Raw genomic sequence first — 11,921 nt, 5'->3', positions numbered from 1 at the left:
TGCCCAGGATTAATGGTGATTATGATGATTCCAAGGATTTTTTTTCCTGTGATTGATTTGATTTTAAAAGATTTTGCGAGACGTAGGCTAATTTTTCGCTTAGATCTTCCCGAATCTTTTAAAATCAAATTATAATCACAAGAAAAATCCTTGGAATCATCATAATCACCATTAATCCTGGGCAAGAAAAATTCCGCTGCATTTGTTAGCTCTCCGTATACTTTTTAACCAGGATGGCTCTTTCCTTCTTCCCGATTCCCAATTCCTTTTCAAAAAAGTTATCTACCGTACCATATTGTTTGCGGATAGCATCAAACAGGCTATGAAGCAGTTCCGGCTTAAGTTCCAGGGCTTTGCGGATCGTTTCTTCATCCAAACCGCTGCTTTGCTGCAGTCCTTTAAACATCTGCCGGTTCATGGGTTGGAGATATACATTGCTGGCAGTAAAATCAGCTTCAATGGTACTTTGCGGCACCCCCAGTGCGTAGAGGAATAAAGCGGTAGCCATCCCGGTTCTGTCGCGGCCACCGGTGCAGTGGTACATGATGGATTCGCTGGCAGGAAGGGTAAGCAATTTCTGGAATAACGGTTTATAGCGCGCGCCCAGGTATTGGGTGTTGCCGTAAAACTTCTCCAGGAACCCGCCGTTTTTGATGATTTCTGCCATTTGCGCAGCGCCGGGTAAACTATCGCTGCCGGCAGGACACAAAAGATAATCAGTATGCGGTAACAGGTGATCCGGGGCTGCAGCAGCCTCTTTCACCCCACGGAAATCAATGACGGTATGAATATGTTTCTGTTCCAGTAAGCTGAGATCCTGCGCGGTTAAACGGCTTACATCGGCAGAGCGGAATACTTTTCCCCATACCACCTGCCGGCCTTCCTGGGTTTTATAGCCGCCTACATCACGGAAGTTCACCGTTCCCTGCATACGCACTACTCTCTGAGCGCTGTCCGACAACTGGGCAAAAGCTGTACCAGGCAAGGCGATAGCCAGTGCCAAAATTATTTTTTTCATATAGTACCTGTTAGTTTTTTTAAGAAGAAATTATTTGATGATATCCCACCTGATACCCGCCTGGCCACGACTGCCATACCATTCAGCAGCTGCAATGCGGCGTTTATCACCCATATAGGTTTTTAAAGGTTCGTTGGTAATGTTATTCAGCTCCACAAATACCTTGATCCGGGAGTTCACGCTCCAGGTAGCGGAAGCATCGACTGTAAAGTTTTTGTCTGTCCAGATATAAAAATCTTTTCCCAGCTGCTGATTCAGTGTTTCCACGGATGCCCCGCGGTAGTTCCCTGCAATACGCACCATCAGGTTGTTGCGCTCGTAAAAGAGAATGCTGTTAAAGAGGTGCCTGGATTGATTCGGCAAACTGGTTTTGTCGGTGACTTTCGGCCCACTGCCTGTTCTGGGTACTTCTACGGAAGAATGAATAAAGGTGTAGTTCAGCTCAGCGCCAAATCCGCTGAGAAAACCCGGCAGGAAATCAAAGCGCTTATTGATGCCGGCTTCGATCCCTGCGAGACTGGCATTGTGCAGGTTCTTTGCCTGTGATACCACGTAGTTGCTGCCATTCTCTGTATAATAACTTTTATCGGCAAAAATTACATCTTTGATCTGTTTGTAGAAAACCCCTCCGGAAAGCAGACCGATATTATTAAAATAGTATTCTCCCATCAGGTCAAAGTTATTGGAGAAGGTAGGCTTCAGATCGGGATTCCCTTTGGTGATGGTAATGGTAGCGCCGCTGTTATCCACCGACTCGCCCGGGGTAAGATCCGTAAAATTAGGACGGATAAACGTACGGGTATAGGCAGCACGCAGGTTGGCCTGTTCGCTGATACTGTATTTCAGATGCAGCATAGGCAACAGCGCGTTGTAGTTGTTGCCAACCGTGGCAGGCGTAATAGTGGCGACTTTGGGAGTGCCTGTTGTACTGGCTTTGGAGCCATGCAGGGTAAACGAAGTATACTCATTTCTTATCCCCGCTATCATTTTCAGTTTATCTGTCAGGTCTATTTCCGCCATAGCATAAGCGGCAGCTACGTTTTCTGTGCCGGTATAAATATTGGTGGCATTGGCGGCGGACGTATAATTACCGAAGCCATTTTTGCGGAGCGCCGCAGTATCATACAAATCAAACAGCTGTTGCTTTGTCAGCGGATCTATGATAAAGGAATTATAATTACCGCCCATGCTTTTGTAAAACGTGCTGCGTACCGGAAAATCGGTGCGTTGCAGCTGATCCAGTACCAGCAGGTCGGGCGATTTGGGAATACCCAGCGCGGCGCCGGGCAGGTATACAATATTGGATCCGTACATCCCTGCCCTGTCTTTATGCCGGTATTTAGCGCCGAATTTCAGGTTCACCCTGGAAGAGGCATTGATCTTAACATTCAGCTGGGCAGTTTTATCTTCTTCCTTTGTATCCAGCTGTGCTATTACCAGCTGCTGCAAGGTTAATTTCGACGGGTCCATTACTTCGGAAGGATTTTTTAAGCCGGCATCAAAATGCAGCGGGTCGCCACCTACACCCTGCGGCGAGTCGAAGCCCCAGTATCTTTTACCGTCAGCAGAAAGGTTGTTAAAACCACCAGTGATCTTTTGTCTGAAAGTGGCAATAGGCAATCCTTTGTTGCTGTTGGTAGGAGGCGTTTCCAGGAAGTATTTGGTGTAATAATTACTCAGCGCCCAGTCCATTTTCACTTTAGAAGACAACTGGTGTTCCCCTCCCAGTTCTGCGCCGTTTAACACGGTCTGATAATAAGAATAGCGATAATTGTATTGAAAGCGGCTATTGTTATAGTCTACATAAGATTCATATACGGGACGGATATCATTAAATTTGTCCATCAGTCCGCGCATAAAAATTTTGTGGGCTGCATTGAATTTATATTCCAGTCCTACGTTACCACCATAGGTTTGTCTTTTACCCATATAGCGTTTCAGTAATACGGTGCTGACAGATTTTTGTTGTTGCGGATCAGGCAGGCCGGTGTTATAAGCAATTTCATACGAATCGGTACCCCATTGCCGGTCCCAGATAGCGCCGGCAATCATAACGCCCAGCTTATCCTTAAAAAAGCGGTCGCCATATACCAGGGAAGCATTATAGGTAGCATTTTTGGAAAAGGTATTATAGCCGCCGGCGGCGCTAACATTCAGCGTTCTTTTGGCGGGTGCGGTACGGGTGATGAAGTTGATGGAGCCACCGATCGCATCCCCTTCCATATCGGGGGTGATGGCTTTGGCCACCTGTACGTACTGTATCATTTCGGAAGGAACCGCATCCAGTACGGAGTTACGGTTGCCCAGTACGTTAGCGCTGGGTAAGCGGCTGCCGTTAAAGAGGATGGAAGTCCAGGCGAACGGCGTACCTCTTACAGTGGCGGCATCTGCTTCGCCATGGTAACGGGCTACGGCCACGCCCTGTACGCGTTGTACCGCTTCTGCAGCATTACGGTCCGGTAATTTGCCGATAGCATCTGCAGCAATAACATCCATAATGGCAAGCGCATTTTTCTTGATGCTCAATGCTTTTACCGTAGAAGGGGCCATGGTGCCTTTTACCAGTATTTCGCCGAGCTTACCGCCGGTGGGCGACAGTATAATATTACCGGCATCATTGATGCCGGGCTTTACCTGCAGTTCGAGTTGTTTTGTTTCATGACCAATATAGGATAGCAGCAATGTAATTCTACCGGTAGTATGCACATTCAGTGTAAATGCGCCATTCAGATCAGTAGCGGTGCCCGCCCTGATACCGGCGGCCTGCACAGAAGCCCCGGGTAAATGTCCTTCTTTACCATCAATAACCCCTTTGATCGTTTGCGCCCGTACCACTCCTGCCGCCAGCAGCAACAGTAATAATACGCCATAACGGGGGCGGGATAATTTCGTAGAAATGCGATTCATATGAAGGTATTTTTCAGCAAAAGTCTATGCTGATCATGAATGCTGCGACCGCATCAAACAACACCTACGCGTACACGTAGTGATGGGCTTAAACGTACCAACTTTTATTGAAAACCAATGCATTAGCATGTGTTACGAAATCATTACCAAATCGTGGGTATGGTGGTAAAAAACGTAGTTTAACATTCCGGTAATATTGATTTTCTACTTTCGGGGCATATCCAGGCTATGATATATGTAATTGCTATCGGGGCATTTCAGGCGCTTACCGCTGTTGCCTTATTAGGCGGCAGTAAATTGCGCAGCAAGGCAGATCTGTTACTGATACTGCTGCTGTGCAGTATTGCAGCCCACCTGGCGATCAAATTCTTTATTTTCAACTTTGTGCAGGATGAGCATGTACGCACGCAGATGAATACCTTCATCGGCTTTTGCTACGGACCATTATTATATTTATATGCCTGCCGGCAACAGAACGCCCGTTTTATTCCGGCTTCGCGCTGGTATGTATTCCTGCCGTTTATAGGCGGCGCAATTGGTTATCTCACCGTCATATGTGTGCTGTGGTGGTCGGCGGCGGCAGGTTATGCGGTGCTGCATTTTTATAATGAAGCCACCACCTGGATGATGATGTTAATGGGATTTCTTTTCCCGCTTTTAGCGATCCGCATCAGCCGGCGGCATTTACAGGCGATGCCCCAGGAGAAAAAACTGATCAATAGTATCAGTTACCTGTTAATAAGCATCAGTATCATTTCGCTTTTTTTCAAAACAGCCCAGTCGGTTTATCTCCTGACAGGCCAGTATAATATTATCTGCAGAGACATCGTATATTCCTTACTATTAGTGATCTGCCTGGTTATTATCCGGTATAAATATGTGGGGATCATGGGCGCGATGCCTTCTAAAGTGCCGGCAACAACAACAGCTGACATACCTGCCGCGCTTCCTGCCAGGAAAAACCTGCTCAGCACCACGGAGCATCAACAGATCATGGAAACGCTGGAAGCGCATCTTCATAAAACAAAAATATTTACCGACGCAGCGCTGAACCTCGACAAACTGGCGCAGGGCGCTGCTGTCAGCAAATACCATATTTCCGAAGCGCTGAACAGCTATGCCGGCAAATCATTTTACCAGTATATTAACGAATGGCGCATACAACGTGCAACAGAACAGATCCGTTTTATGAATGAAAAAGCGTTGCCTGTTAATATGCTGACACTGGCCTATGATTGCGGCTTCAAAGCCAAATCTTCCTTTAACCAGTATTTTAAAAAGATTACCGGCCATACGCCTACCGAGTATATTAAAGCACTGGAGGAGCAAAAAGCGGAAAGCAAAAAGCAGAAAGCCATTGAAGCCGGCGATTGATTTTGTCTTTCCCAGGATTAAACTTATTTTATGATTTACAGGATTTTTTCTTTTTTGATTTTAAAAGATTAATGGAGATATATGCGATTATCTTTCCCAATCTTTTAAAATCAAATTATAATCACAAAAAAAATCCTGTAAATCATAAAATAAGTTTAATCCTGGGAAAGACAAAACCCACAGCATTTGCTAAAAGCTTTTCCGGAAAACCGTCTGCACCTGTTTTATTTCCTTCTCATACATGGTTTTTTTCCGCGAGCCGAAGTACAATATATTCTCCATCACCTGTTCTCCTTCCCATACCAGTTGTAATTTACCGGCGGCTATTTCTTCGCGGCACAGGAAATCAGGCATAATGGAGTAGCCTGTTTCCCCGCTCAGACAACGGGTTATAGAGCACATATTGGGCACAATATAATTGGGCTTGAAATCGAGATGATGTTTAAAGTTCAGCTGCCAGAACCTTTTGAGGTGTTCCATGTCGGCCGCAGTGCTGTACCAGATCTGTTCTTTCAACCAGTTCTCTGCGCCTGTAAGATCCTTTTTTTTCAGGAGTGCGCGTAATGTTCTGGTATCGGTTTTTCCGCCGGCTATCAATACAATGCGCTCTTTTGAAAATGCGTTGAATTCGAGGTTTTTCTGTTCACCTTTTTGCGGGGTGATGATGAGGTCCAGCACGCCACTATCAAGATCATGGATCATCTGGTGGTAGTCGCCGAATTTAATGATCACGTTAAAGGGCAGGGTGGCAATGTATTTTTCCAATGTGTATTGAAACGTTTCAAAGCACATTCCTATGCTGATGGTGGCACGTTCCGTTTTGGTGCTTTTATGGAAAAGCTGTTCGGCTGTTTCCAGCTTCAGCAACGGTTCTTCCACGAAGTTATAGATCACCTTTCCTCTTTCTGTGGGGACCAGTCTTTTCGCGGAGCGGTCAAACAGCTTATACCCGGTATATGCTTCCAATGAGTTGAGGTGTAAGCTCACGCCGGGCTGTGATATAAAAAGGGCTTGCGCAGCGCCGGTAAGCGTACCCTGTTCGTAGATGGCCTTAAAGGTGCGCAGCCATTCCAGGTCAATTCCCATAATCTATAATTTTTCTGATACAAATGTATAAGTTAAATAATTATGATAATGATTCTTTTTGCGTCAATTTTGCCTTGTCAAACGAAGAGAATATGCTTTTTTCAAATTATAAACTAGGCGGGCTTACCCTGAAAAACAGGATCGTTATGCCGCCCATGACCCGCTCCAGGGCGGCGAAAGGAGAAGTAGCCACTGCTTTGATGGCCGAATATTACCGTCAGCGGGCGGGAGCCGGACTGATTATCACTGAAGGCACACAAATCAGCCGACAGGGACAAGGTTATGCCTGGACGCCGGGTATTTATACCCCGGAACAGGTGGCCGGCTGGAAACAGGTAACAAACGAGGTACACGCCAATGGCGGGCTGATATTTGCCCAGTTATGGCATGTAGGCAGGGTATCGCATACCTCGATACAGGAAAATGGGGCGGCGCCGGTAGCGCCATCGCCTATACAGGCAACAGGCGTAAAAGTTTTTGCTGATCCTGCAGGCAAAGGAGCCGAAAATGGCGCCGGGGAAATGATACAGCACTCTATGCCCCGGGAACTGACAAAAGCCGAAATAAAGGCTATTATCAGTGATTACGCGCAGGCAGCGAAAAATGCCGTTGAAGCCGGTTTTGATGGCGTGGAATTGCATGGCGCCAACGGTTACCTGATAGAACAGTTTATGGACTCACAAACCAACCACCGCACCGACGAATACGGCGGCTCGCTGGAAAACCGGCTGCGCTTCCTGAAAGAGGTAGTAACGGCTGTAGCTGCCGCCATCGGGAAAGAAAAAACAGGCGTACGCCAGGCCCCACTTACTACCCTGATGGGCGCCATCGACGATCATCCGGAAGAAACTTACATTGCCGCCGCCAAAGTGCTGAACGATATCGGCATCGCCTACATACATGTTGCGGAAGCCGACTGGGACAATGCACCGGTAATGCCCGTTGCCTTTAAGGAAGCATACAGACAGGCCTATTCCGGCGCCATGATCTATTCCGGGAAATACACCCGGGAAAGAGCAGCGGAAGCCCTGGAAAAAGGCTGGGCAGACCTGATCGGCTTTGGCAGACCGTTCATTGCCAATCCTGACCTCCCCTACCGCCTGCAGCACCGGCTTCCATTGAATGAACCAGACAAAACAACCTTCTTTGGTGGTAACGCCAAAGGCTACACGGATTACTCCACCATTAAAAAAACAGCAGATGCCGTTATTTGAACCATATCATAGTAAACACCTGGACTTAAAAAACAGGATCGTGATGGCGCCAATGACCCGTGCCCGCAACCCGAACGGGATTCCAAATGAAATGAATGCGCTCTATTATAAACAACGCACCAACGCGGGGCTGATCATCACAGAAGGAACGGCGATTTCCCCTACAGCAGCCGGTGTATTGCATATACCGGGACTGTTCACCCCCGAACAGGTGGCGGGCTGGAAACTGGTTACCCGGGCGGCACACGAAGCCGGCAGCAAAATATTTACACAGCTATGGCATGTAGGCAGGGTATCACATACTTCTAACCAGCCCGGTGGCATTGCGCCCGTGAGCGCATCCAACATCCCGGCAGCGAACTCTTTTGCCTGGGGCTACGATGAAAATGGTAAAGAAAACTTTGTTCCCTGTTCCATACCCCGCGCATTAACCACAGCCGAAGTAAAAACAGTGGTACAAGATTTCGCCAATGCGGCGGCCAATGCCATACTTGCCGGTTTCGACGGCGTGGAGCTGCATGGCGCCAATGGCTACCTGATAGAACAATTCCTAAATCCCGCCGTCAACAACCGCACAGATGAATACGGTGGCAACATAATAAACCGCAGCCGCTTCCTGCTGGAAGCAATCGATGCCGTGATCGGCCGTATCGGGGCAGACAAAACAGCGATCCGGCTCACGCCCTATGGCGGCCTGCACGAAATGCCCCATTATGAGGAGCTTGAGGCTACCTATACCTACCTGGCCGCGGAACTCGGCAAACGCAACATCGCATACATCCACCTGATGGACCAAAAATCACGAGGCAGTTACGCGCTGCCCGAAGGTTTCCTGGCCCGGTTCAGAAAACAATACAATGGTATCCTGATCCTCGCCGGCGGATTGGACAAGGAAAAATCAATACAATATATCGATGAGGATTTAATTGACCTGGCAGGATTCGGGGAACCATTTATAGCCAATCCAGACTTAACCGCCCGATTGAAAAACGACTGGCCACTGACAGTACCGGAAAGGAATTTACACTATGGAGGAGCTGCACACGGATATACAGATTACCCGGTGTATGAAACAATAGCACAATAATTAGTACTTGCTGGAAACCAGTCATCATATTTGAACCCGCCTTTTGAGCGGGTTCAATGACTAAAACAAAACCTGAGCTATTGGGCATCCGGCTATTAGCATACCCAAAAAGTTTCTCCGCAGCTGATAAATTGTGTGGTAGGCAATGAACGGTTTTTGTCTTCCTTTGGTGTTTTACTAAGACTTGCCACCGTAATTTTTGTGAGCTTTAATTTTGAAGTGGTTTTCTTTTTCATGATAGTACAGATTTAGGTTACTTCAATCTACATCATACCATCTTCTCCATCAATCACGTAAAAAGGGGATTTTTTATTGCTGCGCTCCCTTACTGATCTTGTTATTCACAATCCTTGTTTTTCCATCTATGTCCAGCGTGCCGTTTATATCTTCCGAAATCACCGCTCCTGCATTTTTGGCTGGTGAATTGGGGGATATATGCAGATCGGGCAATGTAGTGCTGATAAACAGCGGGTCCACACCATATATAGATCCGGCATCTGTGCCGGAAGCCGTTTTCCACGCATTGAAATCGGTAATAACGTTGTCTTTCGTACTGCCCCAGATCCACTGCGGTGTACCGGTAGTATAATACAAGTTATTATCGATCACATTACCGGAACCGGTGGCAGTATATTTATGTACAAATACATCTACCGGTCTCGCATATACGATATTATTTTTGATCACATTATCAAAGCATTGCTCTGTAAGACGGATCTCTCCTTCTATCTCATCAAAAGAACCTTTTTCCTTGTTGTTGTACATCAGCGTATTATTAACAACATAACAATTACGGGTACCTCCGGAAGTATAGCCCAGGTAACCACCCAGGTAAATACCGGTGCGCCAGCAGTTAAAAACAAAGTTGTTTCTCACAATACAGTTGCTGGTAGGATACGCGTCATTCTCGCTCACAATACCAATTCCACGATCGGCTTCATGTACTTTATTTCTTTCTACTACAATATTCCGGGCGCCGTCTACATAAATAGCAATGGCGCCATGGCCATGTACGCCGCCTACAGGACCGCGTGTCATATCTATATTGTATAATTCGTTATCAGTGATCACGCCGTTACGCGCGTAATTGAAAGACGGATTGCTGTTGGCGCTATAACCGCCTGCCGCGTCGATGCCAATATTTTCTGTGTTGTAAATGGTGTTTCCACGAATAGTGAATCCATCTACATAACCATTGATCGTGAGGTTTTCGCTGTAACCGGTTTTGGTATCGTGAATGATATTTCCTTCCACCAGGACATTCTTCATCACATCGGCGGTATTGCCGATGATTTCGATGCCGTGCCCGCTTCTTCCTTGCGCGGGATCTACATTATGTTCGATGTTATAAATTTTATTTTTCCGTATGATGATATTACCGGACCCTGCATCAGCAGTAACACCATTTACGTTGGCCCAGGGAGTACTGCTTTTCAGATTGCAGATATCAAAGCCTTCCAGCACCACGAAGCTCACATTACTGATGGTTACAAGAGATTCTTTGCCGGAAACGGTCAACCCCGTTCCATCGATAACAGCTTTTTCGCCGGCATAAGCTTTAAGCGTAATTAATTTATCGAGCCTGCCAGATTTCTTGAATGCTACTTTTTCAACATAGCTGCCGCCGCGCACAATAACACTGTCGCCCGGGTTAGCTTTACCCAGCGCATAGTTGATGGTACGCATAGGCGTGCCAATAGCGCCGTTGGCGGCATCGTTGCCGGTAGCTGCCACGTAGTAAGTATGTGTTTGTGCAGCGGTAACAATGGGTTCGGAAGTGGAACCTTTGCTGCATGCAGCTGCAAATAGGGCCAATGATAAAAAAAACATGTTGCTGTTTAACATAAATAAAAAAATAGGTGGCGACAGCACCTGGTACTGTCGCCATGGGTTCACATATAGATTTATTCTGAAACTATTTTCCTGACCCTGTTATTATTTTTGTCCAATACATATGCCACACCGTTTTTATCGACTGCCACACCCATTGGCGTATTGAAGGAGGCTGCGCCTCCGATGGCATCCGCATAGCCTGCAGTACCGCTGCCGGCATAGGTGATCACATTCCATGTATTGGCGGAAATAAAGCGGATACTTTCATCTGCGTTGGCGCCATAGCTGCCGTTACCTGCAACAAATATATTTCCGGCGGCATCCACCGCCAGCCCCCATGGGTTTGCAAACCGGGCATCGGCGCCTGTTCCGTTTACATAACCCGGGCTTCCGGCCAAACCTGCAATTACAGTAGGTTCCCAGGTGCCTGCTTTATACCGCGTAATAGTATGACTACCATTGCTGGATACGTACATGTTTCCAGCCTTATCGAAATCAATTCCACCCGGGTTCGCAATTCCGCTCACAATTTCAACACTGCTACCGTCTGTCTTCATTTCAAATATGCTTCCCCCACCGGTGCTGAGATAGTATATTTTACCACTTGTTTTATCCACACCTACATTCCATGGCTCCTGTTTTGCCCATCCGATAGTAGTGGTAGTACCATCCGGTTTGGTTTTACGGATGCCCCAGGTACCCGGATCTGCGGTATACACATTACCCTGTGCATCCACTGCTAATCCGTAAGGAATGATGAAACGGGCAGTGGATCCCACGCCGTCATCTGACCCGGTGTTTCCCGGGCTGCCGGCCAATACGCTCACCAAACCGGTTTTATCTATTTTACGGATACAGGCATTGCCCGGATCAGCGATATATACGTTACCGTTATCATCTGCTCCTATTCCCATCATACGGTACCAGGATTCTTTATTAAAAGCAAACATGGCGTCTGTACCGGTACCATTGGCGAAACCGGCTTTACCGTTGCCGGCGAGCGTTGTAACGGTATTGGTAAAAATATATTTAAACTGGGAGGCTGATTTTACGGTGTCGTTACCCACTTTCACCACCACTTCTCCGGAGCCGCATTTTTTGGGCACCACTACCATAATCTGTTTGGTATTGGCGCCTACAACAGCGCATTTGTTACCGTTGATCGTAACAGAAAGCTGCGTAGTATCGGAGGAAAAATTATCTCCGGAAATTAAAATTTCAGTGGTAGCACCACCTTGTGCCGGTATGAAATCGCTGATGCTCATCGGCGAACCGGCAGCATGTTGCAAATCGTTGTCTTTCTTACAACCGGTAAAGATGGCTGACATCAAAAAACAACCTGATAGTATATATAAATTCAGTGGCCTGATCATAGCAGTGCATTAATTTGAATGAATAAAAA

9 protein-coding genes are annotated in these 11,921 nt (G+C 47.0%); 3 read left to right on the top strand and 6 right to left on the bottom strand.

The genetic code is table 11. The features are described 5' to 3' along the window. Positions 1-205 precede the first annotated feature (205 nt). Positions 206-1,018 carry a tyrosine-protein phosphatase gene (locus tag KE626_RS27660; RefSeq protein WP_211976276.1) on the bottom strand — a complete coding sequence of 271 codons (813 nt, stop codon included), beginning with the start codon at positions 1,016-1,018 and terminating at the stop codon, positions 206-208. A gap of 30 nt (positions 1,019-1,048) precedes the next feature. Then, a complete protein-coding gene (locus tag KE626_RS27655; RefSeq protein WP_211976275.1) occupies positions 1,049-3,925 on the bottom strand; it encodes a TonB-dependent receptor in 2,877 nt (958 codons plus the stop codon). 228 nt (positions 3,926-4,153) lie between these two features. Here KE626_RS27655 and KE626_RS27650 point away from each other — a divergent pair, with 228 nt between their 5' ends. After that, positions 4,154-5,299 carry a helix-turn-helix domain-containing protein gene (locus tag KE626_RS27650; RefSeq protein WP_211976274.1) on the top strand — a complete coding sequence of 382 codons (1,146 nt, stop codon included), beginning with the start codon at positions 4,154-4,156 and terminating at the stop codon, positions 5,297-5,299. Positions 5,300-5,488: 189 nt separating this feature from the next. Here KE626_RS27650 and KE626_RS27645 read toward each other — a convergent pair whose 3' ends face one another. Then, positions 5,489-6,385, bottom strand: a complete 897-nt coding sequence (locus KE626_RS27645) for a LysR family transcriptional regulator (RefSeq protein WP_211976273.1) — start codon at positions 6,383-6,385, stop codon at positions 5,489-5,491. Positions 6,386-6,477: 92 nt separating this feature from the next. On the opposite strand from KE626_RS27645, the gene KE626_RS27640 reads away from it, so the two are divergent. Further along, positions 6,478-7,599, top strand: a complete 1,122-nt coding sequence (locus KE626_RS27640; RefSeq protein WP_211976272.1) for an alkene reductase — start codon at positions 6,478-6,480, stop codon at positions 7,597-7,599. After that, the gene (locus KE626_RS27635) at positions 7,586-8,686 is read left to right on the top strand and encodes an alkene reductase (RefSeq protein WP_211976271.1); all 1,101 of its coding nucleotides are present in this window, start codon (positions 7,586-7,588) and stop codon (positions 8,684-8,686) included. The genes KE626_RS27640 and KE626_RS27635 overlap by 14 nt, the downstream gene beginning before the upstream one ends. A gap of 95 nt (positions 8,687-8,781) precedes the next feature. Here the strand turns inward: KE626_RS27635 and KE626_RS27630 are convergent, their stop codons facing one another. The 3 genes from KE626_RS27630 to KE626_RS27620 form a co-directional block, all read right to left on the bottom strand. Further along, on the bottom strand, positions 8,782-8,922 hold the full coding sequence (locus tag KE626_RS27630; protein ID WP_211976270.1) for a hypothetical protein: 141 nt from the start codon (positions 8,920-8,922) through the stop codon (positions 8,782-8,784). Positions 8,923-8,995: 73 nt separating this feature from the next. Then, complete coding sequence (locus tag KE626_RS27625) at positions 8,996-10,516, bottom strand: right-handed parallel beta-helix repeat-containing protein (RefSeq protein ID WP_211976269.1); 1,521 nt, start codon at positions 10,514-10,516, stop codon at positions 8,996-8,998. Between the two features lie 74 nt (positions 10,517-10,590). Next, on the bottom strand, positions 10,591-11,847 hold the full coding sequence (locus KE626_RS27620; protein WP_249207744.1) for an IPT/TIG domain-containing protein: 1,257 nt from the start codon (positions 11,845-11,847) through the stop codon (positions 10,591-10,593). Positions 11,848-11,921 lie beyond the last annotated feature (74 nt).

This window comes from Chitinophaga hostae, assembly GCF_018224885.1.
Classification (GTDB): Bacteria; Bacteroidota; Bacteroidia; order Chitinophagales; family Chitinophagaceae; genus Chitinophaga; species Chitinophaga hostae.
The sequence above is the reverse complement of the archived record's forward strand: the minus strand, read 5'-3'. Positions and strand labels throughout refer to the sequence as shown.